Genomic DNA, 25,670 nt, shown 5'->3' with positions numbered 1-25,670 from the left:
TTTGGTTGATGTTATTAAAACAGAGCGTCTGATCCTTCGGAAGTGGAAGGAGAAAGACGCTGATATTTTATACAGACTTGCAAAAAATCCTGAGATTGGGAGAGGAGCCGGATGGCTTCCGCATAAAGATGCCGAGTATTCCAAAGCAATTATAAGAGCTGTATTGTCAGATGACGGTGAGTATGCGATTGCTCTGAAGGATGATGAAAATACTCCGATCGGAAGTATAGGAGTACGGATTGGAAGCTGCGAAAATCGTGGAATCATGAGAGACGATGAAGCTGAAATCGGTTATTGGCTCGGGAAGGATTACTGGGGATACGGATATGCCACAGAGGCGCTTTCGGAGCTGGTGAGATATAGTTTTACTGAGATAGGGCTGAATTCCATCTGGTGCGGATTTTTTGACGGAAATGAAAAATCCAGAAATGTTATAGAACGCTGCGGTTTAAAATATCATCATAGAAATGAACACCTGTATAATTCTATGCTAAGTGAATATTACAATGAAACCATGATGAGAATTTCCGCAGAAGAATATTTTATTCGTGCTAAATAGTAGGAACCGAAAGAGATAGTAGAAATTGAATTAATACAAAAACAGACCGGTGACAATATAATTATCACCGGTCGTATTATCAGAAATTAAAATTCCGGGGTACCTTCATGGTATTTGTCGTAAATCTCGGAGAGATAAACTTTAACCATCTCGATGTTAGCCATCTTCTTAAGTTCCGAATTATCCATTGCTATTGAAATCTCATCAGCAAGAAGAAGCATATCATAAATGGCAAGCTTGAATTCGTTTCTGGTCATATTACTGATATTGGCCTTCATAAGCGGAGTTCCAAGCTTCATAGTTACGTTCTCATCGGCAATACCTGTCTTGATGACCATGGTCTCGGGATCAAAATTTACATAAAGTATAAGTTTTTCCTTCTCATGCTTTCTGAGAGTAAGACTTGTCTGATGACTTGCCTCCATCCATTCGAAAAGATCAGCATCATCGGGGTGAAGAAGATAGTTTGTAAGCTCCTCGCGATGTTTCTCCACATACTGAAGATATTTGCTGGCGTTAGGACCGGTATATGAAAGTTCTACCTTAAGGCCATTCTCTGTCTTCAAAAGGCGACATTTGGAAGCAACTTCTCTGATTTTAAGCTCTGATTCGTTGTTGCCGATCTGTTTAAGCAGTCCGGTTTCAAGTTCCTGTTTAAATTCCATATAATCAATTTCCTCCAAAAATAGAAAAGCGTTAACTAAGCGTGTTAAGTATAGCACAAAGGCTTCAAAAATGGTATACTATTTCGTGGTATGCGCCTTCTATGAAAACGCATATTGGGATGAGTTTTTGAAAAAAGTAATGGGTGAGTATGGCTACAAGTAATTCAAGAAAACGCTCGGGTGCGAGCAGAACAAATAACACCAGAAAAAGATCGGCAACCAATGAAAGGAGACCTTCCGCAAGGTATGAGGAGGATACCCTGGACTATGCTGTAAAGAGTGAGATTTTATTAATTGCTTTTGCAGCGCTGGCGGTCTTTTTATTTTTATGCAATTTTAAGATATGCGGGTCTATCGGTAATACTTTAAGTGATATTATGTTTGGTATTTTCGGTATCGCTGCATATATTATGCCCTTAGTATTTTTTGCCTCCGGAGCTCTGCTTTTATCCAACGGAGCAAGCCCTGCTGCGATAAGGAAAATATTATCGGGACTTTTGGTTCTTATTGTAATTTCAATGCTTTTTGAACTTATTACAGGCAGAGTTCAAAGTATGACATCATACAATGCCGCAGACATATTTGACGGCGCCAAAAACGCTCGTAATGGCGGCGGAATGATAGCAGGAAGCATCACTTATGCTGTTTATCACAACCTGTCTCTTGCGGGTACGCTTATTGTAATGATGGTGGCAGGCTTTACCGGGATTTCACTGTTTACACAGAAATCTATGCTTGGCAAGGTGAAAAAAGGCGGCAGGCATGTGATCGAAAGAACCAGACAGGAAGCTGAGTTTTACAGAGAACGCCTGGATGAGCGCGCAAAATATAGAGAGGAAGAGAAAAACCGCATCGAAGAGGAAAGACAGCTCCTGCTTGAACAGAAAGAGGATGCCAAAATTCTCAGGATGGACAGGAAGGTTTCGGGTGTCAGCATGGACACAACCATCTCTGCAGACGATGGAGATGAGGACTATTTCGAGGAAGAGCCTTCAAAGGAACAGGAATTCAGGATACATGGAATAGATTTTGACAATGATGATGAGCCTGAACATCAGACATTTATTCCCGACGAAGAGGTTCATGATGATATACATGAGATAAAGTTTAATCCTTCAATTTCTACCGAACCTCAGCCGGACGGACAATATGTCATGAAGGCTGTAAAGACGCGCGAGCCCGAAAAGGAACACAGGATTATCAGTATAGGTGATGATTTTTCTGCTCCGGATGATGCTTATTCTGATGAAGAGGATGACAGCGCGGCAAGAAGTGCCCTTATGGCTGTAAAAAATCAAAAGCCCGTGGCTCGTCTTAAAGCCGAGGAAGAAAAGAATGACTTTACTGACATACCGATTCACGCAGAGAATCTTGCCCCTGACTATAACGGTGAATATGCTGTTCACAGTACTGACTATATTACGAGCTCCAAAAACAGAGAGGCTGCTGAGAAGAGACAGGAACAGACTATTACAAAAAGGCCTGTTATGGAATATGAATACCCTCCGTTTAATCTCCTGAAAAAAGGTGTTAAAGGAAGAGGTGACTCGGCAAAACACTTGAAGGATACAGCCAGAACACTTCAGGAGACACTTGAAATGTTCCATGTTAATGCGACTGTAACGGATATCAGTCAAGGACCTTCGGTTACAAGATATGAACTTCAGCCGGAGGCAGGAGTTAAAGTAAGAAAGATTGTTGACCTTGCGGATGACATAAAAATGCATCTTGCGGCAACGGACATTAGAATTGAGGCGCCGATACCGGGAAAATCAGCGGTAGGTATTGAGGTTCCTAATAAAGAGAATTCTACAGTTGCACTGCGAGATCTTATTGAGAGCGAAGATTTTCAGAAGTCAAAGTCCAAGCTTTCCGTTGCTATAGGTAAGGACATCGCCGGTAAACTTGTGATAACTGATATTGCCAAGATGCCACATCTGCTTATAGCCGGAGCAACAGGTTCGGGTAAATCGGTATGTATAAATACAATTATTATGAGTATCATCTACAAGGCTTCACCTGAAGATGTAAGACTCATAATGATAGATCCTAAAATAGTCGAATTATCAGTTTATAATGGGATACCGCATTTGTTAATACCGGTAGTTACAGATCCCAAGAAGGCTGCTGCTGCATTGAACTGGGCAGTTGCCGAGATGACAACAAGATACAAGAAATTTGCCAATGCAAAGGTAAGAGATCTTAAGGGTTACAATGCTTTATGCGAGCAATCGCATGATCCCGAGATGCAGAAGATGCCTGAAATCGTCGTTATCGTAGATGAGCTTGCGGACCTTATGATGCAGTTTAAAAACGAAGTTGAGGATTCGATTGTCAGACTGACTCAGCTTGCAAGAGCAGCCGGAATTTATCTGATAATTGCTACGCAAAGACCTTCGGTTGACGTTATTACAGGCTTGATTAAAGCAAATATTCCAAGCAGGATTGCTTTTGCGGTTTCAAGCGGCGTGGATTCAAGGACAATTCTTGACAGCTATGGAGCTGAAAAGCTTATCGGAAAGGGCGACATGCTATTCTTCCCGAGAGGCTACAATAAGCCTGCAAGAGTTCAGGGATGTTTTGTATCCGATGACGAAGTGCAGTCGGTAACGGATTTTGTTAAAACACAGGGTGTCGAAACAGGTTATGGACAAAATGTTTCGGAAGAGATTTCAAGTATGGAAGTAAGCACGAAATCAAGCCAGCAGTCTACGACTTCGGATTCTGCTGATACGGCTTCGGATCTGGATCCTTTATTTGCACAGGCAGGTGCGGCTATTATTGAGAAGGAAAAGGCTTCCATCGGTATGTTGCAGAGATTATATAAGATAGGCTTTAACAGGGCTGCAAGAATTATGGACCAACTGAGTGATGCCGGGGTTGTCGGACCTGAAGAAGGAACGAAACCCAGGAAAATTCTTATGACAAAAGAAGCTTTTGATGAGATGATAAATAATGCATCATAAAAAGTAATCATCTGACGAGGTTTTATTGAGGAGGAAAAAGAGAATGGCAGTAAAATCAGATATCGAAATTGCAAGAGAAGCTGAGATGTGGCCAATAAAAAAGGTTGCCGAAAATATCGGTATTTCTGAGGACGATCTCGAGCTTTACGGAAAGTATAAGGCTAAACTTTCGGAAGAATATCTTCAGAAAATAAAGAAGAACAAGACAGGTAAACTTGTTCTTGTTACTGCAATTAATCCGACTCCTGCCGGTGAAGGTAAAACTACAACCAGCGTTGGGCTCGGAGATGCGCTTTCCAGACTCGGCAAGAAAACAGTTATAGCACTTAGAGAGCCTTCACTTGGCCCGTGTTTTGGTATTAAGGGAGGTGCTACCGGCGGCGGATATGCGCAGGTTGTGCCTATGGATGACATGAACCTTCATTTCACCGGTGATTTTCATGCGATTACTTCTGCCAATAACCTTCTTGCAGCACTACTGGATAATCATATTCAACAGGGTAACGAACTACAGATAGATACCAGGCAGATAATATTTAAGAGATGTGAGGATATGAATGACAGAGTCCTCAGAAATATAGTGGTAGGACTTGGAAACAAAATGGATGGGGTTGTCAGAGAAGACCATTTTGTTATTACAGTAGCTACAGAGGTTATGGCAATCCTTTGTCTTGCCAGAGATATGCAGGATCTCAAGGATCGTCTTTCAAGAATTGTTGTTGCATATAATTATAACGGGGATCCGGTTACTGCCGGCGATCTCAATGCAGTTGGTGCCATGGCTGCGCTTTTAAAGGATGCAATGAAGCCTAATCTCGTGCAGACGCTTGAACACACACCGACAATTGTTCATGGCGGTCCTTTTGCAAATATAGCACATGGCTGCAATTCAATAAGGGCTACGGAGGCAGCTCTTCATATGTCAGATATCACAATAACGGAAGCCGGTTTTGGTGCAGATCTTGGTGCTGAAAAGTTTCTTGATATCAAGTGCAGAATGCATGGCTTAAAACCTGATGCCATAGTTCTTGTTGCGACTATAAGAGCACTTAAATATAACGGAGGAATTCCCAAGGACAAGCTTTCAGAAGAAAATACAGATGCTCTTAAGAAGGGCATGGTTAACCTTGAAAAGCACATAGAAAATCTTCAGCAGTATGGGGTTCCGGTTGTAGTAACCCTTAACGGTTTCCTTACTGATACTGATGCTGAGATTTCAATTGTAAAGGATTTCTGTGAGAGTAAAAATTGTGATTTCGCAATTTCAGAAGTTTGGGAACATGGCGGTAAAGGCGGCGAAGCTCTTGCAAAGGCTGTAATAAATACACTTGAGAATAAGCCTTCAAATTATGCTCCTATCTATACTGATGATCTTTCGCCGGAAGAGAAGATTGAAACTGTAGCTAAAAAGATTTACGGAGCAGATGGCGTTATTTATGCACCGGCTGCAAAGAAACAGCTTCAGAAGATTGTGGATATGGGTTACGGTAAGCTTCCTGTCTGCATGGCGAAGACGCAGTATTCGTTATCCGATGATCCTTCACTGCTCGGAAGACCGCAAGGCTTTGAAATTAATGTAAGAGATGTATATGTTTCTGCAGGTGCAGGATTTATTGTTGCTCTTACAGGAAACATCATGACTATGCCCGGACTTCCCAAAAAGCCTGCAGCCTTTGGAATTGATGTTGATGAAAAAGGAAATATTGTAGGACTGTTTTGATAATACACATTAATTTAAGGAGAGACCGGAATAATGAATATCATCGATGGAAAAGTAATATCTGCACAGGTTAAGGATGAGGTAAAAGAGAAGACAAAAAAGCTTCGTGAAGAAAAAAATACAGAAGTGTGTCTTGCCGTTATCCTGGTGGGAGAAGATCCTGCTTCACAGGTTTATGTTAGAAATAAGAAAAAAGCATGTGAGTATGTGGGTTTTAAATCTTTATCCTATGAACTTCCTTATGAGACAACACAGGAAGAATTATTAGAGCTTATTGATAAGCTGAATAAAGATGATTCCGTACATGGAATTTTGGTTCAGATGCCGGTACCTAAGCATATTGATGAGAAAACTGTCATTGATGCAATATCTCCCCTTAAGGATGTGGATGGTTTTCATCCAATGAATGTGGGTGCGCTATGTATCGGAGAACCCGGTTTTGTATCATGTACTCCAGCCGGAATTATCCAGCTGCTTAAAAGATCCGGTGTGGAAATAAGCGGTAAGGAATGCGTAATAGTAGGAAGAAGTAACATTGTAGGTAAGCCAATGGCTCTTTTGATGCTCAGAGAAAACGCAACTGTTACAATTGCACATTCAAGGACAAAGGATCTTAAGGAAGTCTGCAAACGCGCGGATATTTTGATAGCAGCCGTTGGCAAAGCGAAAATGATAACTGAGGACTATATAAAAGAAGGTGCTGTAGTTATTGATGTCGGAATAAACAGAAATACTGAGACAGGAAAGCTTTGCGGTGATGTTGATTATGAAAATGTTGCAGATAAATGCAGCGCAATAACTCCGGTTCCGGGTGGAGTCGGACCTATGACTATTGCCATGCTTATGAACAATTGTCTTGAATCAGCATTACGTAAGGCCGGTGACTGAATTTATGAAATGTCCAAATTGTGGGAATAAAATTCCGGAAGGGAATCTTTATTGTGGAATTTGCGGCAAAGAGATTAACTTCGTACCGGAGTTTGACCCGGAAATTGAAAACAAAATAAATGAATCGCTTTCCGGTGTGGCTGATGATCTAAAGGATGAAAGCATTTTTTATACAAAGAAGATTCCGGGTATGATTGCAAATAAGACTGAACTAAAGCCTTATGTGATACCTGCAATTACCGGAATAGGTATAATAGTAGGCTTTATCATTATTATCCTGTTTTCGTTCGGCGGCAAAAATACTTCACTTAGCTATGAAGAACAGGCTGAGACTTATTATGTTGAAGGGAAATTGTCAGATGCGATTATTACAATTGACAAGGCAATAGAAAGCCTTTCGGAAGATGATGCTGAATATAGTATAAAAAAATCCGAGCTGATGTTTCAAAAGTATGGATATGAAAAAGAAGCAGGTCTTATTGAGGATTCGATTGTTACTTTGAAAGCACTGACGGACAGTAGTATTTTCGATGACGAAACTGTGGAATCAGCAACTAAGCAGCTTATAGGATATTATGAAGAACAGCAGGATTATGATTCCATTGTTGAAGTGGTAAACAACACAAAGAATGCCGGAATAAAAAATGAGTATTCCGAATATATTCCGGTAACACCGGTCATTTCACCCGATGGCGGTGATTTTGATGAAGCCGTAAATGTCAGAATAACAGATACTGCAGAGGGCGATATCTATTATACTGTTAATGGCGATGATCCTGATGAGAAGAGTATTCATTATGACGATGAGTTAATTCTTGAAGAGGAAGGCGATTACCATATCCGTGCTGTTTTCATAAATAAATATGGAATAAAAAGTGATGTGGTAAAGAGCTTTTTTCATCTTGAAAGTATTGGACCTGCTGAGCCCGTGATTATGGAGGATAGCGGTGATTATTCGCAGGCAACGATGATTGTTGCTGTTTGCGACCCGGGATGTCGGATATTATATACGTCAGACGGATCAGATCCTACAGAAAATTCAACAGAGTATTTTACACCTATTTCCATGCCTATAGGATCATCTACATTCAAATTTATCACGATAGATGATGAAGGTAAGATGAGTGAAATTGTTGAGAAAAACTATCATTTAACTTATACAACCATGGTTTCTGTTGATCAGGCGAAACAGAGTATAATTTCGATTCTTGTAAAGCTTGATATTTTGCTTGATTCCGCCGGAAAAGTAAGAGGTGAAGAAGGTTATTACGATTATGTCTACGACGGAGAAATTGAAATAACAGGATCCGGTGAGTATTACAAGTTTGTAGAGACCCATGTCTATAATGATGGACATACAAATGAAACCGGTCTTCTTTATGCGGTAAATACTCATGACGGAAAAGTAAACAGACTTGGGTATGATTCAAGTGGAAAATACACTCTAATCACAATTTCCAATAGATAAGACAGCTGTTTACGGATTTTTGTATTAAGTTAAATAATTTGATGCTTTAGCAGTTTAAAGTCTTGAAATTAGACTGGGCATCCATTATCATTGTTACAATATTGCAACTATTTATTATTCAGGAGGAGAGCGATGTTTAAAGTTTTAGAGGCTAATGAGCTAGCTACGAATATTCACCAGCTTATCGTAGAAGCTCCCCGCGTGGCCGGCACATGCTTGCCCGGACAATTTCTTATTGTTCGTGCAGAAGAAGACGGTGAGCGTATCCCGCTTACTATCTGTGATTATGACAGAGAGAAAGGAACTGTTGAACTTGTAGTACAGGCACTTGGTGCCGAATCAAGAAAAATTTGCCGTAAAAAGGCAGGTGATCAGCTTGCAGATGTAGTAGGACCTTTGGGTAATGCGTCCGATCTTTGTAGTGAAAGCATTGAAGAGCTGAAGAAAAAGAAAATCGTATTTATTGCCGGTGGTGTTGGTACAGCGCCCGTTTATCCGCAGGCTAAATGGCTCAAAGAGCATGGTATAGATTGCGACGTAATTATTGGTGCTAAAAACAAGGATCTTGTAATTCTTGAAGAGAGATTTAAGACTGTATGTAATCTCTACGTCACAACAGATGACGGTTCCTACGGAAGAGAAGGTATGGTTACAAAGTGCCTTCAGGATCTCTACGATGAAGGAAAACGCTATGATCACTGCGTTGCTATCGGACCTATGATCATGATGAAGTTCGTATGCAAGCTTACAAAAGAGCTTGGCATCCCTACAATTGTCAGCATGAATACAATTATGGTCGACGGAACAGGAATGTGCGGTGCTTGCCGTCTTACTGTTGGCGGTCAGGTAAAGTTTGCCTGTGTTGATGGTCCTGAATTCGACGGACATGAAGTTGATTTCGACCAGGCTATGAAGCGCATGAGACTGTATCAGACAGAGGAAGGCCGACTTGCACTTAAGGAGCAGGAAGGTAATTCTCATCATGGCGGCTGTGGACACTGTGAATAAGGATTCGTTTAAGGAATGGAGATAAAGATGGCACAAGACGTTTGGACAAGAGTTCCGGTACGCGAGCAGGATCCTAAGGTTCGCGCTACCAATTTTGAAGAAGTTTGTTTGGGATACAATGAAGAGGAAGCAATCGCTGAGGCTGAGAGATGCCTTAATTGCCCCAATCCTCAGTGTGTAAAGGGATGCCCGGTTTCTATTAATATACCTAAGTTCATCCAGGAGCTTAAGGCCGGAGATGTTGCTACAGCATATCAGACTATCAGTGAGTCAAGTGCACTTCCCGCTGTATGCGGTCGTGTATGCCCTCAGGAGAGCCAGTGTGAAGGAAAGTGTGTTCGCGGTGTTAAAGGCGATGCAGTTTCCATCGGTAAGCTTGAGAGATTTGTTGCTGATACTGCAAGAGAAAAGGGTATCAAGCCCGAAGGCGCTAAGGAGAAGAAAGGAAAGAAAGTTGCGGTTATCGGTTCCGGCCCTGCAGGTCTTACCTGTGCAGGTGATCTTGCGAGAATCGGTTACGATGTAACTATTTTTGAAGCGCTTCACGAAGCTGGCGGAGTACTTGTTTACGGTATTCCGGAATTCCGTCTTCCCAAGGATGCGGTCGTTAAGAAAGAAATTGAGAACGTTGAGTCTCTCGGCGTTAAGATTGAGAAAGACGTTGTTATCGGAAAATCTGTAACGATAGATTCATTAATGAAGGATGAAGGCTTCGAGGCTGTATTTGTTGGATCCGGTGCAGGTCTTCCAAGATTTATGAATATTCCCGGTGAGCAGGCTCTAGGTGTATTCTCTGCAAACGAATTCCTCACAAGAAGTAATCTTATGAAGGCTTTCTCAGAGGATAGTACCACTCCTATCATGAAGCCTAAAAAGTGTGTTGTTGTCGGCGGTGGTAACGTTGCTATGGACGCTGCACGTACAGCACTTCGTCTTGGTGCAGAGGTTCATATCGTTTACAGAAGAGGCGAGGAAGAACTTCCTGCAAGAAAGGAAGAAGTTGAGCACGCTAAGCAGGAGGGTATCATTTTTGATCTTCTCTGCAACCCTGTTGAGATCCTTGAGAACGAGGATGGATGGGTTAAGGGCTGCAAGTGTATTAGAATGGAGCTTGGTGAGCCTGATGAGAGCGGCAGAAGAAGTCCGGTGGAAGTTAAGGGCTCTGAATTTGAGATTGAGTGTGATGCTGTAATCATGTCACTTGGTACAAGCCCCAATCCTCTTATTTCAAGCACTACAGAAGGACTTGAAATCAACAGAAGAAAATGCATTGTTGCTGATGAAGAGAGCGGAAAGACATCTAAAGAGGGTGTATTCGCAGGCGGTGACGCAGTTACCGGTGCAGCAACTGTTATACTTGCAATGGGTGCAGGTAAGGCTGCAGCCAAGGGAATTGACGAGTATCTTTCAAAATAACAAAAAAACCTTCCCCCCCTCTGGGGGAAGGCGGCGTTTACGCCGGATGAGGGATGTATATGGTATATCAGAGCAGTGCTCAAAAAGCAGAAGATAATCAGTCATCAGGAATAATGCTCATTACCGTTGGTGCAATAGGACTTATCGCAGATGTGTTTTTTCTTGTAAAAAATCCATTGGATATGCCTATGTTTAATAAATACCTTACCTGCGGAGTCATGGGTGCACTTTTTGTGCTGTTTTTTGTTATGGGTATTCTTGCAGTCAGAAGCTATAAGATTTTCAAAGGAAAAGCGGCTGAGGAAGACACCGTTCTTGAGAAGATAAAGGCCTGGAGCGAGGCAGAACTGACTTCTGATTACATAGATACACATATGTATGATGATGACGAAGAATATGAACAGCTTACCGATAAGGAGAGCCTGTTCTTTAAACGTTCGGAGTTTATTAAGAAGGAAATAATGAAAAAATATGTAAATGTCAGTGAGGAACTCGTAGATTCTTTTATTGACAATTACTATGACAAACTTTACGGAGATGAAAATTGATAGCTATTGATATTCTCTGTGTCGGAAAGATTAAAGAGAAATATTGGAATGAAGCTATTTCGGAATATTCCAAAAGACTCACAAGATACTGTAAGCTAAATATTATTGAAGTTCAGGATGAGAAGACTCCGGATAATGCTCCGTCTGCATTGGAACAGCAGATAAAGGAAAAAGAAGGAGAACGTCTTTTAAAGCATATAGATCAGAAGGCTCTTAAGTTTGCCCTTGCTATTGACGGAAAACGATTCTCCTCCACATCCTTTGCGGATACCATTCAGGATGAATGTACAAGAGGTGTGAGCAAGCTACAGTTTATCATCGGTGGGTCTTTAGGACTTTCTGATGAGGTATTAAAAGCATGCGAAAGAAAAATAAGCTTTTCGGATATGACTTTTCCTCATCAGATGATGCGCGTGATACTGCTTGAGCAGATATATCGCGCACATAGAATAATTAATGGAGAACCATATCATAAATGAGTAATATTACTGAGAAGACTATGCATCTTGGAATAGAACAGATGCAAAGTATATTCGGGCAGCATGATAAGTATATCCGCAAGATTGAGGACAACCTTAAGGTTGAAATAATAGACAGAGGCGGGGAACTTCATATTATTGGTACAGGCGAAGCCGTAAAAAAGGCTGCAGATATTATTGCTGAACTGGCAGATCTCTCCGAAACAGGGTCTGAGATTGAGGAACAGAGCATAAATTATGCCATTCAGATTAGTAATGAACCGACGGAAGATGAAATCCAGGCAAAAGGGCATGTTCTGACTCAGATTGATGGAGATGTTATCTGCCATACAATTAATGGTAAGCCAATTAAACCCAAGACACTCGGGCAGAAGAAATATGTAGATGCCATTAGAAACAACATGATAGTTTTCGGGTTGGGACCGGCCGGAACCGGTAAAACATATCTTGGTATGGCGATGGCAATAACAGCTTTTCAAAAAGGAGAAGTTGAGAGAATCATTCTTACAAGGCCGGCTATTGAAGCAGGAGAAAAGCTCGGATTTTTGCCGGGGGATCTTCAAAGTAAGGTTGATCCATATCTGAGGCCTCTTTATGATGCATTGTATCAGATAATGGGTGCAGACAATTTTGTCAAAAATATGGAAAAAGGTCTTATTGAGGTTGCTCCTCTTGCATATATGAGGGGAAGAACTCTCGATAATTCATTTATAATTCTTGATGAGGCGCAGAACACAACGCCTGCTCAAATGAAGATGTTCCTGACAAGAATCGGGTTTGGCTCAAAAGTCATTATCACAGGAGATTCGACGCAGAAGGATCTTCCGGCTGATACAAAGTCCGGTTTGGATATTGCATCAGCTGTGTTAAAGAAAATAGATGATATAGCATTTTGCAATCTGACCAGCAGGGATGTTGTACGTCATCCACTGGTTCAGCAGATAGTTAAGGCATATGAGGATTTTGAAAAATCCAAAACCAACGAAGAAAAAAAACGTGCAATTAAGAGGCGGGAAAGACATTAAATCATGACACATGTAAACGGAGTAGCAGAAAACGGTAAGCAGACGGAAAATAATCAGGTAAGAGGTGATAACCCTGTTTTGACATCAATTTTTGATAAGGGGGAGGGACCTATAAGATTTTTCTTTGGATCAATATTTTTTGTAACAGGACTTATGCTTTTAGGATTTTCAATTCTTTACAAATTAAGCATTGAGGTTGTTATAAGGAATACTTTTACGGGTTTTCTATGTGGCGGTGTTTTGCTATACATGATAAATGATGCCAGTGTTCGTGGACTTTTTGCATACGACAACGGTCAAAAACGAAACAGATATGTATTTTCATATTATGTTGGGCTGATAATTTCTATGGCACTTCCGCTTATTACTGCAGAGGTTTGGCCCTATGTTTTTATTTTCCTTTTGCTTGGTCTTTTTTCCACAAATGAGATTGGTCTGTTCTCAGGCTCAATGCTTGTAATGTTCTCGGTTCTTCTTGAAAAAGAGGGGAGTTATTCGGAATTCTTTATCTATTTTGTTGCCGGAGCAGTTGTACTTGTCCTCTTACGTGATCTTAATGAAACGACAAAAATCGGTTTTCCGGTTTTCATTTCCATGGCGCTGCTGTTTTCACTTATTGTAGCGTATGACATACTTTTTCAGAATAGGACACTTACCCCTACTATGCTTATTGTTCCGATTGTTAATATCGTTGTGACAATAATTTTGATACTTATTCTTTTGAATATCTTCGGGGTTTATGTCATAAGAAAAAGTAATGACAGATACATGGACATTAATGACACGGAATTTCCGCTTTTAGTCAGGCTCAAAGAGAAGGATAAGGCAGCCTATTTTAGGGCAATTCATATTGCATACCTTTCTGAGAGAATAGCCATGGATCTTGGACTGAATGCCAGAGCTGTAAAGACTATGTCTTATTATTATAAGATCGGTGTTATTGACGACTCAAAAACATGGGACGAGGTTAAGCATTTTTATATTGAGAATAACTTTCCTGATGAGGCTGTGCAGTATCTTAAAGAATATATTGAAAATGATAAGTCAAAACACCGCTCAAAGGAAGCGGCTATCATTTTTATGTGTGAGACGCTGATTGCTTCTATTACGTACCTTTTTGAAAAGGATAAGAATACAAAGATCAATTACGATGAACTTATAGATAAGATTTTCCTTCATAAGATAGAAAATAAAGATCTGTATAATTATGATATTTCTCTTTATGAAATTGAACGCATGAAAAAGCTTATGAAAAAGGAGAAACTATATTATGATTTTCTTCGTTGATAATGAAGTTGATGCGAAGTTTTCTTTTGATATTGAAGAGACTGCAAAGAAGGTTGCGGGAGAAGTCCTTAAGAGTGAAGGATGTCCGTTTGATGTTCAGCTTAGCCTTCTGATAACGGATGATGAAGGTATAAGGCAGATCAATTCAGAATTTCGCGAAATCGATTCTCCAACAGATGTGCTTTCATTCCCCAATATAAGCTACGAAAATCCGGGAGATTTTTCGGCAGCAATGGGTGAACAAAAGATAGATGTTACGGATCCTGAGAGCGGCCTCATAGTTTTTGGGGACATAGTTATAAATGAAAACCGTGTAAGGCAGCAAGCTGAGGAATTCGGGCATAGTGAGCTTAGAGAATTTGCCTTTCTTGTGGCACATTCCATGCTTCATCTTTGTGGATATGACCACATGGAAGAGGATGAAGCCAAAGTGATGGAAGAAAAACAGGAAAATGTTTTGCAGTCACTGGGAATTACCAGAGACTAAGCGGAAACGGGTGAGAGGTATGAGTAAAAAGTTTAGGATAAGACCGGACGTTGTTCTTTCGTCCGGAATGATTTTTATATTGGCTATTATGGCTCTCTTGGTGGCATTTTTTGATATGGCCGGAGCTGACGGGGTAGGCTTTCTTGCTGCTCCAATTTCTTTATTTATGGTAGCTTATCTTGTTTTTATTTGTGCTTTTGAAAACACCACACGGGAGATGGTTAAAAACAGATTGCACAGAAGCCAGATGCTATCAGCAAGGAAAAATGTAAGGCAACTTATGTTTATAAGCTTTGGCGTTGGTCTTTTCTGTACTCTTTTCAGCGCTGGAATTTCAATAGTTCTGGCTAATCCGGTATTTCACTCACCGAGGAGTTTTTATGTACTTCTTTTGGTTTCGCCCGTATTTTTGTTCCTGAGCATTCAGGGTGTTTTAAGAGGATATTTAAGCGGATCCGGTTTTGCTATCGTTTCTATCATTTCAGATGCCATTCTTACATGTATTACGGTTGTTTCAACCTTTGTTTTGTCAAATGCGGTATTTGACTATGGTAAAAAAGTAGATGCACTTATGCATATAGATGATATTGCACCTGCATATGGTGCTATTGGTGCCTGCCTTGGTATTGCTATCAGCTCACTGATAAGTTTTCTTTTTGTGACTATAATGTTTCTTATCAAAAAGAAAGACCTTAATGAGAAGACGCAGGATAGTATACCGGTGAATGATAACCATAAGAACGAGTGCGTAAATGATCTCATTACTAATTGCATAATAGCAGCAGCCACAGGCTTGCTGGTTCTTGCTGATGAGTGTGTATACTTGAATGTTGCACATAAGCTTCATCCCATGGAAGATAATATTGATAACTGGGGAATTTATATCGGTCAATGTGTTGCGGTTGTGGTATTTTTTGTATTCATTACAGCCCTTCCGTTTGTAAAATCCTGGTACGGTGTTCATGTCAGCATTATGAAAAAGGATTATAAGTCTGCAAGAGTCAGACTGCAGAGTCTTGTTCATTTTGAAGCAATGCTTATTTTCCCTGTAGTTATTTGGATTATGCTTCTGGCTAATACTTTTAATACTGTTGTTTTCGGGAAAAGTAATGATGCGGGAGTTGATATGGTAATACTTGCAATTCCGGTAGTGATTCCTGCGGCAATCATTGTATTTCAATCCTTTTTGTTGAAACAGTTGAAAAATAAGTTTGTGATGGCTATGAATTTAATAATCGGTGTAATCATCCATTTTGCAGTTCTTCTGGCAATGTCCTATATAGGAGGCTTTGGAATTCATGCATCAATAGCAGCTTTTGCTGCAATGTTTGTTGTTCAGGGAATTCTTGGGCTTTTGGAAATCAAGGTTATGTTTGATGTTAATCTGCAAATGGTAAGAAATATTCTTATGCCGCTCATTGCAGCTGTTGGCTCAGGACTTATTGCACTTTTGATAGACCGTATTCTGGTAAATATTATTGGAGAAATACTGACATTATTCATATGTGTTGTTGTCGCATTTGTGATATATATGCTTCTGCTCATTGTTTTAAGAAGCGTGAATCGTTATGAGGTAGAGAGAATGCCTCTGGGAGATTATTTTGCTCTTGTTTCGGATATGGTGAACGGAGAAAGGAATTAAAAAAAGTGTCATCAAGAAATCAAGTTGTAATTGCGGGAGGCGGTGCCTCAGGTATGTGCGCTGCAATTGCTGCTGCAAGAAAAGGCGCCGTAGTGAGAATTATAGAAAAAACAGATGTTTGTGGGAAGAAACTTTCCATGACCGGAAATGGTCGCTGTAATCTTGCCAATCTCAAGGTGTCCCCGGATGATTATAATGTCAACTCAAGGACAAGAATGAAGAAATGGCTTAAGCAGTTTGGCGTTGACAGAGTAACTGAGTTTTTTTCTTCTCTTGGCCTGGTCATAGTAGGAGAAGATGGATATCTTTATCCCATATCAGGGCAAGCCGGCTCTGTTGTTTCTGTACTTTTAAATGAATGTGTAAGGCTTGGCGTAGATTTCACGTATAATGAGCAGGTAAAGCGCATTATCAAAAATGAGGATGGTACTTTTACTGTAAAAACCGACAAGGGTGAATATGGAGCCGACAGTGTAATTCTTTCAACAGGAGGTCTGGCAGGTCCGAAGTCAACAGGTTCAACCGGAGATGGCTACTATATATGTGAACAGCTAGGAATGACAAAGAAAGATACGTTTCCGGCACTGGTTTCTCTTCTTTCTGAGGATGAGACACTTCCCACGGAAAGTGGTGTGAGAGCACTTGCCCGTGTGACATTTATGATTGGCGACGGGGAGATAGCGAAAGAGTACGGTGAGGTTCAGATAACCTCAAAAGGTATTTCCGGAATTCCTGTTATGCAGGCATCTGGGACAGTTGCAGAACATCTTTCAAAGGGAAGACCTGTTACCTGTTCAATTGATTTCTTTCCCGGATACAGTGATGGCGAATTTGACGCTCTTGTAGATAGGATGATGTGCCTTTCGAAGGAAAGAAAGGTTGGCGATCTTCTGGATGGCTTTTGCAATTCTCATATTAATGAAATGGTACTTCGCAGAATGAAAATTAGCAGGGGCATGAAAGTTAAAAACGTAGGCGAGTCGATGCTGGCATGCATTTTATATAAATATAGGGATATAAGAATCAATATTACAGGTATCGGTGACTATAAAAAAGCTCAGGTAACCCGTGGTGGTATAAGTTTAGGCGATCTCTCTGACACTCTTTCGTCAAAAAGGTGTCCGGGAGTCTATGTTGTCGGCGAGTTATGCGATGTCGATGGCAGATGCGGTGGTTATAATCTTCAGTGGGCATGGACCAGCGGATATATTGCAGGGGAGGCTGCAGGCTCCTTATGATACGATTAAATTCGGTAAAAATAAGAAATAATGGCTTCGAAGCTTACCTAAAAGGTAGCGAACCTTATGATGCGATAAAAAACAATCTCAAAAATAAAGCAGCTAAGCTTTTAAAAATCAATCCTTCAAACATTTCCGAGATAATAATACGCAAGCATTCAATAGATGCCAGAAAAAAAGCGGAAATCTACGATGTTTATGTAGTGGATTTGAGACTCTCTTCAAAAGCGCCTTCCGAAGATGAGGTGATAAAAAAATCCAGATGCAAAACTGCAGCTGTTGTTTCTTCAAAGAAATATAAGTTCCCAGTAAACAGAAAAGAAGATGAGGAAAGCAAAAGAGAGTACAGCGGAGGTGTCACAAGACCGATTATTATCGGATCCGGGCCCGCCGGTCTTTTTTGTGCTTATGAACTTGCAAATGCAGGGTATTGCCCAATCGTATTAGAGAGGGGCATGGATATTGATAAAAGGCATGAAGCTGTTGAAAACTTTTGGAACGGTGGCAAGCTGCTGCCAAAAGGCAATGTGCAGTTTGGAGAGGGTGGTGCCGGTACTTTTTCAGACGGTAAGCTAAATACTATGGTCAAGGATAAGAAGGGCCTTGCACTTGAATGCCTTTCTGTCTTTCATGAATTCGGTGCGAAGGAAGATATTCTTTTCGAATCCAAACCGCATATTGGTACGGATGTTTTAAGAAAAGTCATAAAAAATATCAGAAATGAAATAATAGCGCTTGGAGGCACATTTTACTTTGAAACACAGGTCACAAAGCTTGTGATTTCTGATGGGAAAATAAAAGGTGTTAAGTGTGATAACGGTAAAGAGTTTAGATCTGATATTGTCGTTCTTGCAATCGGTCATAGTGCAAGAGACACATTTGAGGAACTAAAAGAAACAGGCATAAATATGGAGCCAAAGGCCTTTGCGGTTGGCCTTAGAGTTGAACATCCGCAGACTTTGATCAATAAATCTCAGTATGGGATAGAAAAACCGGAGTCATTACCTCCCGCTCCTTATAAAGTCACAGCCAGAAGCTCGGATGGAAGAGGTGTGTACTCATTTTGCATGTGTCCCGGGGGGTATGTGGTCAACGCCTCATCGGAAGAAAACAGACTTTGCGTTAATGGTATGAGTTATTCCGGGCGCGACGGAGATAATGCTAACAGCGCAATAGTAGTAACTGTGGAACCGAAGGACTTTGGAGGCAGTGATGTCCTATCCGGTATGGAATTTCAAAGAAGACTTGAAGAGAAGGCATTTTGTATCGGAGAGGGAAAGGTTCCGGCAGAGTATTTTGATGATTTCAAGAATGCGGTTTTAGATAATGATGTAAACAATAGACATGAATCCGAAAGAAACCAGCCAAGAATAAAAGGATTGTGGAAATTTGCACCGGTACATGAAATATTGCCGCATAATATAAATCTTTCCATTACTGAAGGTATGGAACAGTTTGGAAGAATGATAAAAGGATTTGACTCCGATGATGCTATTTTGTCAGGTGTTGAATCAAGGACTTCTTCTCCTGTCAGAATTAATAGGGATGATAATCTTGAAGCACTGGGAATCAAAGGGCTTTATCCTTGCGGAGAAGGTGCAGGCTATGCCGGCGGAATAACGTCTGCTGCTATGGATGGAATAAGAGTTGCAGAGCAGATTGCAATTCATTACAGATGCCCAAAGGCAGAACTTAGAAAGCAGATGTCCGATAAGCGTAATTTGCTTTCTGAAAAAGAAAAAGCTGTGCTAGATAGCAACATATTCGAGAAACTAATAGATTCAAAAGAGTATACAGATGCGAATAACATTCTGGTTTATTGCAGTATGGGTAATGAAGCTGATACTCATAATATAATATGCAATGCTTTAAGTGATAATAAAAATGTTTTCTGCCCCGTGATAACAGATACTAAAGGCAGAGCTATGGAATTTGTGAGAATAGAAGCTCTTAGTGATTTAATACCCGGGAAATTTGGAATAAACGAGCCTCAGATAAACAATGATTCCGTTTTGTATAAAGGACATGAAGGCAAGACACTCATTATTCTGCCGGGATTATTATTTGACAGAAAAGGAAACAGAATAGGCTACGGAGGCGGATTCTACGACAGATATATAATGCGCTTTAAAAATGAGATCAGTGATGATACTATGAAACCTATAGCAATTGGATATAATTTTCAGCTTGTATCTGATGATCTTACAGAATATATGGGTAGTTTCGATTTCAAGACATCAATGATAATCACCGATAAGGAGAAGATAAGTATATGAGTATCCAAAAAGATAACATTAGCGAGACTATAAAGACAATGGGACAAAAGGCTCATAGTGCGAAATTTGAGCTTCAAAATCTCACGGAGAGCGAAAAAAACGAGGTGCTCTTAAGCGTAGCAAAAGCTTTGACAGACAGCACCGAAGATATTCTTAAGGCGAACGGTATTGATATAAAAAACGGTGAGGAGAAAGGAATGCATCAGGGGCTCCTTGACAGACTTCGCCTTACCGAAAGCAGAATAGAGGATATGGCTGAGGGAATCAGGCAGGTAGCCGAGCTTCCCGATCCTATCGGTAATGTTATAGACAGCTGGGAACTTGAGAATGGACTGAAGATTAAAAAAGTAAGTGTTCCGCTCGGTGTTATCGGCATAATATACGAGTCAAGACCAAATGTAACCGCTGATGCATTCAGTCTTACCTTTAAAGCAGGAAATGCTGTTATTTTAAAGGGGGGATCTGATGCGATAAACTCCAATATGGTAATTACCGACATCATCAGGAAGGCTATTGAAGCAAAAGGATATAATCCCGATTTTATACAGCTTATTCCTTTTACTGATAGGACCGCGGTGGGTGAAATGCTTTCTCTTAGAGAGTATATTGATGTTGTTATTCCGAGAGGAAGCGCAGGCCTGATAAAGATGGTGTGTGAGAACAGCAAGATTCCTGTGATAGAAACCGGCAGCGGTAACTGTCATATATACATTGATAAAACAGCAGATATTGATAAAGCTATTCCGATAATAATAAATGCTAAAACCCAGAGAATAGGTGTTTGTAATGCGGCCGAATCACTTGTGGTTCACGAGGATATTAAGAATGACCTGCTGCCGAGGCTGAATGCCGCTATGCAGGAGCATAATGTTGAACTCAGAGCTGATGATGCTTCGATTCAGCTTTTGCCCGGAGCTAAAAAAGCTACTGAGGAAGATTTTGCCACTGAGTATCTTGATTATATTTTATCTGTAAAAACTGTTAAGAGTACCAAGGAAGCCATAGAGCATATCAATAAATATAATACAGGTCATTCCGAGAGCATAATTACTGAAGATAAGGAAAGCGCCGAGTTGTTTTTGAACGGTGTTGATGCAGCTTGTGTGTATGTAAATGCTTCAACAAGGTTTACCGACGGATTTCAGTTTGGCTTTGGCGCCGAAATCGGAATAAGCACGCAAAAGCTCCATGCCAGAGGGCCTATGGGACTTAAGGAACTTACCTCCTACAAATATGCCATTACAGGTGATGGCCAGATCAGAGAATAAAAGCAGAAAGAAAAAGCAGGATGAAGACGAAAGAAGAAATTCAGAGATTGAGAGAAGAAATAATCGATGTGTCGCTTTCTCTACTTGAACAGGGACTTATTGTAAGAACCTGGGGAAATATAAGCGCAAGGATTGATGATAAACATTATCTTATAACGCCAAGCGGCATAAGATATGAAGATTTGGAACCTCAGATGCTTCCTGTTGTTTCAATTGAGGATGGTTCTTATGAAGGAGAATACAAACCCTCAAGTGAGTATCTGGTACATACTGCAATATACAGTTCAAGGAATGATGCGGAATTTATTGTTCATACGCATCAGGTATATGCAACCTGTGTCGGGGCTCTTGGGAAAAAGAGGCTTAAGGCAGAACATAAGGAACGTAAAATTGTTTTTCCTGTTGCCGAATATGCACTTCCCGGAACTAAAACTCTGGCGGATAACGTTAAGGATGCAGCAATCAAAAATAATGAAACCAGAAGCATTATAATGGCTAATCATGGCGCCGTATGTTTCGGACATAACGCCAGAGACGCTGTCAATGAAGCAATAAAGCTTGAAATGGCATCAAAAAAATATATATACAGTATATGTAAAACTGAGATTCCCAATGAAATAATTGAAGGATTCAGCAGTAAACTGGAAGATGGTAAAATAGTTTACCTAAGGAATGATACTCCTGAGAGAGTTAAACTGATTCATCAGACAATATATTCCAAAAGGCCTGATGTACACTACGTTTTCCATAACAAGTCCGAAGCTGTTATGACAATATCAAGAAGAGTAAATCACATGAGACCGCTTCTTGATGACTTCGCTCAGATAATTGGAATAAGTGTCCGAATTCCGACTGCAGAGGGAGCCCCCCTTGTGGTTAAGAAAAATATTAATGCCGTTTTTGCATATAATGACGGAGCTTATTGTCTCGGAGATACCGAAGAAAACGCGAAATCTGCGGCTCTTGTGCTTGATAAAGGATGCCTTGCTCATATCAGTGCAACAAGATTCGGAGAGGGAAGATTTATATCTTTATTCGACTGTAAAAAGATGAACAGAAACTATATCAAGAATTATAGTATCCTTGCAAATTCAGTAAAATAGCATGTATTATATTTATATACAAAAAATTTTATGAGGTGACAGGTTATGGCGAAGGAAACAAAAAAAGATTCGTACGTAGCTTACGTTGCGAGTTATACTTCAGGTTCTAAGGAAAACTACGGTATTCGTATCTATGATGTAGATATGAAGAACGGAAGATTGACAGAGAAGGAGAAGGTAAAAATCACCAATTCTTCTTACATTGTTCTGTCACACAGCAGAGAGACACTATATTCGATTACAGATGCCGGTGTTGAGGCTTATCACATTGAGGATGACGGTAGCCTTACAATTCTCAACAAGGCATCAATTAATGGTATGCGTGGCTGTTATATCAATATGGATCAGCATGATAAGTTTCTTGTATGCGCAGGCTACCATGATGGTAAGGTTACTATTCTGGAGCTTAAGGAAGATGGAAGTATCGGGAAGATTACCGATGAGAAATTCCATAAGGGGCTTGGCACAATAGCAGGTAGAAACCATACACCACATGTGCAATGCATAAAAGTGACCAAGGATAATAAATATCTTCTTGCTGCTGATCTTGGTATGGATCGTGTTAATGTTTACAGATTCGATACTGAAAACGGTAAGATTTCTGATATCGATGTAATTCACTGTGATCAGGAATCATCTCCCAGACATATGCAGTTTTCACAGGATGGTAAATTCCTTTATGTCGTATTTGAGCAGCAGTGCAGCATCAATGTTTATCAATATACAGAGGAGAAGGGGCTTCCTTCATTTGAAGAGATCCAGTCAGTACAGAATTCTGATGAACAGGATACAATCGGTGTTGCCAGCAGTGCTCTGAAATTCTCCGATGATTACAATTATCTTGTAAGCTCTGTTGCGGGTGAAAACAATGTAATTGTTTATAAGGTTGATAAGGAAACCGGTCTATTAACAAAGAAGATCGAACTTCCTATTTCCGGAGAGTATCCAAAGGATGCATGTCTGTTCCCTGATAACAAGCATTTGGTATCACTTAATCAGGAATCAAGTACAATGACTTTCTTCAATGTAAATTTTGATAAGAATACACTTGTTATGAACGGTCCTGAAATGAAAGTTGACCGTCCCAACTGTATTGTATTCCATAAACTTGGGGAGAGAATCAAAGTTAGGGCTAATTAAAAAATTATTTATACTAAAAAATCAGCCGGCATACTATGTGTACCGGCTGATTTTTTAGTGACTATAAAAGTCGGTCAGGTAGGAAATCCTTGAGTGCATGTTGGACATAAGGAGATCAAGTATAGTGAAAGCGCACATGCATTCAACAACTACGACCGCACGGGGTACAATAACAGGGTCATGGCGTCCCTTTATATTAATTTCAATCTCTTCATTTTTTTTATTTATTGTTTGCTGCGTTGAAGAAATGCTTGGTGTAGGTTTTATATGGGCACGGAGGAGAATATCGGTTCCATCACTCATTCCGCCAAGTATTCCGCCGGAGTGGTTTGTTTTTTTGGAGACTTTGTCGCCATTCATACAAAATGCGTCATTATTGTCGGAACCAAAAGCTGAGGATACAAGTACACCATCCCCGATCTCTACGGCTTTTACAGAACCTATGCTCATAACAGCCTTAGAAAGCAGGGCATCAAGCTTATCAAAGACGGGCTCACCGATACCTGCCGGCATGCCTGTTATTTTGCATTCGATTACTCCGCCAACGGAATCACCTTTTTCCCGGCAATTAACAATAAGGTCGGTTGCTTTTTTATCAGCTTCGGCATCAGGCATGGCTGTAATGGAACTTAAAATTTGAGCCCTGTCGAATTTGGAATCATCGATAGCAACATCACCGATGGATCTGGTATAAGCATATACATCTATTCCCAACTGCGAAAGGAGCTTATGACATATTGCCCCTGCAGCAACACGGCCGATAGTTTCACGGCCTGAACTTCTGCCGCCACCTCTATAGTCTCTGAAACCGTATTTTTTATCAAAACCATAATCTGCATGACCGGGTCTGTAGTATCCGGCTATCTCAGAATAATCGGCAGATATCTGTGAAGTATTTTCGACCATCAAAGAAATAGGTGTTCCGGTGGTTTTTCCTTCAAATATTCCTGAAAGGATTTTTACTGAATCATTTTCTTTTCTTGGGGTAGTGACTTTCGAAGATCCGGGTTTCCTTCTGTCAAGAAATGACTGTATATCGCTTTCGGAAAGTTCAAGACCGGCAGGAAACCCGTCTAAAACGACACCCAGTGCGGCTCCGTGAGATTCCCCCCAGGTTGTCATTGAAATGTTTTTACCGAATGTAGATCCGCTCATAAATTATGTCCTTCTTCTCTTTTTTGAAATTATTTTTCTTTATTTTACACATATTTTGAAACAAAACAAACAAAAAACCTTGATTTTATGATGAAAATGTGGTATTCCTTAAAATATTCTTAACTTTTTGTTTAAATATTATGCAAAAGTGCTAAAATGAAAATGAATATTTTTTTTATGAGGTTGGTATGTAATGCGTGCAAATAGTTTACAGATGGGACCGACGTTCCGGGATAAGTTAATGGAACAGGTCCGCTCGTTTAACCGAAAGCACAAGAAATTAAAATTTTTTGGGATGTTTTACGCGATGGTAGTATTACTTTTTTATAACATTGGGCTTCATTTTTGCCACAATGTTAAAAGGTATACATGCCTTGCAAGCATTTTGTTTTTCTTTATCGCCAGCAGTAGTTTTACTTATCCGGATGCAATCAGTCTGAACGTCAGCTTTATTTCGGATTTTGATAAAGAGGCGGAGCAGAAAGAGTATTATACTTTGGATTCACTCGAGGTTGTTTCTTCAGAATCAGAAGCAGAGCTCGCTTCGAATACGCCTGTTGATAAGGATAAGATCATTGAGGAAGAGGATAACGGACTTTCCGAGGATCAGGAGCTTGCACAGGGATTTGTACTTGCTAATCAGATAGATGATTTAGATGATTCTGAGGATGATTTTAAAGAGACAGAGGATTCTTCGGAAGTATCGTTTGACAAAACAGACTGGAAATTGATTCTTGTAAATAAACAGCATCCAATACCGGAGGGTTACGAATTCCCCTTTGGTGATATAAATGAATCAATGCATTGTGATAAGAGGGTTATTTCACCCCTTATGGCGATGATTAAAGATGCTGCAAATGCAGGAATAAACCTGGCAATTTGTTCTCCTTTCAGAGACAATGATCGTCAGGAGGGGCTGTTTTCCAGTAAAATAAATAATTACCTTGAGGCAGGGCTTTCATACAAGGATGCTTATAATGTAACATCGCAGGCAGTTACCGTGCCCGGAGCCTCTGAGCACCAGATAGGGCTTGCATTTGACATTGTCTGTGGGACTTACTACAGTCTGGATGAGGGATTTGGCGATACTGCTGCAGGTAAATGGCTTGCGGATAACAGTTATAAGTATGGCTTTATCGTAAGATATCTTAAAGGCAAGGAAAACATTACAGGTATCGAATACGAGCCATGGCATTTCAGATATGTTGGTGTCGATGCTGCTACGATAATGCATGAGCAGGACCTTTGTCTGGAAGAATTTTGGGATATGTATTTGTATGATTGATTTTTTGGGGCTGTTGCAATATAATGCAACAGCTTCCATTTTTATAT

Annotated in this window: 21 protein-coding genes and 1 pseudogene; 20 read left to right on the top strand and 2 right to left on the bottom strand. The window is 40.3% G+C overall.

All coding sequences use genetic code 11. The features are described 5' to 3' along the window. The first annotated feature begins 1 nt into the window (after position 1). The gene (locus BMW61_RS01550; protein WP_175475065.1) at positions 2-559 is read left to right on the top strand and encodes a GNAT family N-acetyltransferase; all 558 of its coding nucleotides are present in this window, start codon (positions 2-4) and stop codon (positions 557-559) included. A gap of 86 nt (positions 560-645) precedes the next feature. On the opposite strand, the gene BMW61_RS01545 is transcribed toward BMW61_RS01550, so the two are convergent. After that, positions 646-1,224: a hypothetical protein gene (locus BMW61_RS01545; protein ID WP_022760057.1), complete on the bottom strand. Its 579-nt coding sequence runs from the start codon at positions 1,222-1,224 to the stop codon at positions 646-648. A 149-nt stretch (positions 1,225-1,373) separates the two neighbouring features. Here BMW61_RS01545 and BMW61_RS01540 point away from each other — a divergent pair, with 149 nt between their 5' ends. From BMW61_RS01540 to BMW61_RS01460, 18 genes and pseudogenes are all read left to right on the top strand, one after another. Beyond that, positions 1,374-4,190, top strand: coding sequence for an FtsK/SpoIIIE family DNA translocase (locus BMW61_RS01540; protein ID WP_091819489.1), 2,817 nt, complete (start codon positions 1,374-1,376; stop codon positions 4,188-4,190). A gap of 43 nt (positions 4,191-4,233) precedes the next feature. Beyond that, the gene (locus BMW61_RS01535) at positions 4,234-5,910 is read left to right on the top strand and encodes a formate--tetrahydrofolate ligase (RefSeq protein ID WP_022760055.1); all 1,677 of its coding nucleotides are present in this window, start codon (positions 4,234-4,236) and stop codon (positions 5,908-5,910) included. A 30-nt stretch (positions 5,911-5,940) separates the two neighbouring features. After that, positions 5,941-6,798, top strand: coding sequence for a bifunctional methylenetetrahydrofolate dehydrogenase/methenyltetrahydrofolate cyclohydrolase FolD (folD, locus tag BMW61_RS01530; protein ID WP_026497457.1), 858 nt, complete (start codon positions 5,941-5,943; stop codon positions 6,796-6,798). Positions 6,799-6,802: 4 nt separating this feature from the next. Then, entirely contained in the window at positions 6,803-8,266 is a 1,464-nt protein-coding gene (locus tag BMW61_RS01525; RefSeq protein WP_022760053.1) for a chitobiase/beta-hexosaminidase C-terminal domain-containing protein, read from the top strand. 132 nt (positions 8,267-8,398) lie between these two features. Next, on the top strand, positions 8,399-9,274 hold the full coding sequence (locus BMW61_RS01520; RefSeq protein WP_026497459.1) for a sulfide/dihydroorotate dehydrogenase-like FAD/NAD-binding protein: 876 nt from the start codon (positions 8,399-8,401) through the stop codon (positions 9,272-9,274). Positions 9,275-9,301: 27 nt separating this feature from the next. Continuing rightward, entirely contained in the window at positions 9,302-10,690 is a 1,389-nt protein-coding gene (gene gltA, locus BMW61_RS01515) for an NADPH-dependent glutamate synthase (RefSeq protein ID WP_022760051.1), read from the top strand. A 59-nt stretch (positions 10,691-10,749) separates the two neighbouring features. Beyond that, positions 10,750-11,238, top strand: coding sequence for a hypothetical protein (locus BMW61_RS01510; protein WP_091819488.1), 489 nt, complete (start codon positions 10,750-10,752; stop codon positions 11,236-11,238). Beyond that, the gene (gene rlmH, locus BMW61_RS01505) at positions 11,238-11,717 is read left to right on the top strand and encodes a 23S rRNA (pseudouridine(1915)-N(3))-methyltransferase RlmH (RefSeq protein WP_091819636.1); all 480 of its coding nucleotides are present in this window, start codon (positions 11,238-11,240) and stop codon (positions 11,715-11,717) included. Before BMW61_RS01510 ends, rlmH begins: the two co-directional genes overlap by 1 nt. Then, positions 11,714-12,742, top strand: a complete 1,029-nt coding sequence (locus BMW61_RS01500; protein ID WP_091819487.1) for a PhoH family protein — start codon at positions 11,714-11,716, stop codon at positions 12,740-12,742. The genes rlmH and BMW61_RS01500 overlap by 4 nt, the downstream gene beginning before the upstream one ends. Before the next feature lie 3 nt (positions 12,743-12,745). Next, positions 12,746-14,029 carry a hypothetical protein gene (locus BMW61_RS01495; RefSeq protein WP_091819486.1) on the top strand — a complete coding sequence of 428 codons (1,284 nt, stop codon included), beginning with the start codon at positions 12,746-12,748 and terminating at the stop codon, positions 14,027-14,029. Then, a complete protein-coding gene (gene ybeY / locus BMW61_RS01490; protein ID WP_026497464.1) occupies positions 14,013-14,516 on the top strand; it encodes an rRNA maturation RNase YbeY in 504 nt (167 codons plus the stop codon). Before BMW61_RS01495 ends, ybeY begins: the two co-directional genes overlap by 17 nt. A 19-nt stretch (positions 14,517-14,535) precedes the next feature. Then, positions 14,536-16,158, top strand: a complete 1,623-nt coding sequence (locus tag BMW61_RS01485) for an MATE family efflux transporter (RefSeq protein ID WP_091819485.1) — start codon at positions 14,536-14,538, stop codon at positions 16,156-16,158. Between the two features lie 5 nt (positions 16,159-16,163). After that, complete coding sequence (locus tag BMW61_RS01480; RefSeq protein ID WP_139176160.1) at positions 16,164-17,396, top strand: aminoacetone oxidase family FAD-binding enzyme; 1,233 nt, start codon at positions 16,164-16,166, stop codon at positions 17,394-17,396. After that, positions 17,393-19,069, top strand: a pseudogene (locus tag BMW61_RS01475) (NAD(P)/FAD-dependent oxidoreductase); the annotation flags it as partial. The gene BMW61_RS01480 and the pseudogene BMW61_RS01475, both read left to right, overlap by 4 nt. Next, positions 19,055-19,672: a 5-formyltetrahydrofolate cyclo-ligase gene (locus tag BMW61_RS22890; RefSeq protein WP_442857291.1), complete on the top strand. Its 618-nt coding sequence runs from the start codon at positions 19,055-19,057 to the stop codon at positions 19,670-19,672. The pseudogene BMW61_RS01475 and the gene BMW61_RS22890, both read left to right, overlap by 15 nt. Beyond that, positions 19,669-20,940 (top strand): glutamate-5-semialdehyde dehydrogenase, encoded by a 1,272-nt coding sequence (locus BMW61_RS01470; protein ID WP_091819482.1) that lies wholly within the window; start codon positions 19,669-19,671, stop codon positions 20,938-20,940. The genes BMW61_RS22890 and BMW61_RS01470 overlap by 4 nt, the downstream gene beginning before the upstream one ends. 20 nt (positions 20,941-20,960) lie before the next feature. Further along, the gene (locus BMW61_RS01465) at positions 20,961-22,043 is read left to right on the top strand and encodes a class II aldolase/adducin family protein (RefSeq protein WP_049946027.1); all 1,083 of its coding nucleotides are present in this window, start codon (positions 20,961-20,963) and stop codon (positions 22,041-22,043) included. 45 nt (positions 22,044-22,088) lie between these two features. Further along, complete coding sequence (locus BMW61_RS01460; protein WP_026497467.1) at positions 22,089-23,183, top strand: lactonase family protein; 1,095 nt, start codon at positions 22,089-22,091, stop codon at positions 23,181-23,183. A gap of 54 nt (positions 23,184-23,237) precedes the next feature. On the opposite strand, the gene aroC is transcribed toward BMW61_RS01460, so the two are convergent. Further along, positions 23,238-24,338 carry a chorismate synthase gene (gene aroC, locus BMW61_RS01455; RefSeq protein WP_091819481.1) on the bottom strand — a complete coding sequence of 367 codons (1,101 nt, stop codon included), beginning with the start codon at positions 24,336-24,338 and terminating at the stop codon, positions 23,238-23,240. Positions 24,339-24,645: 307 nt separating this feature from the next. Here aroC and BMW61_RS01450 point away from each other — a divergent pair, with 307 nt between their 5' ends. Then, positions 24,646-25,623: a M15 family metallopeptidase gene (locus BMW61_RS01450; protein ID WP_175475064.1), complete on the top strand. Its 978-nt coding sequence runs from the start codon at positions 24,646-24,648 to the stop codon at positions 25,621-25,623. Positions 25,624-25,670 lie beyond the last annotated feature (47 nt).

It is taken from the genome of Butyrivibrio sp. ob235 (assembly GCF_900109475.1).
Taxonomy (GTDB): Bacteria; Bacillota; Clostridia; order Lachnospirales; family Lachnospiraceae; genus Butyrivibrio.
The sequence above is the reverse complement of the archived record's forward strand: the minus strand, read 5'-3'. Positions and strand labels throughout refer to the sequence as shown.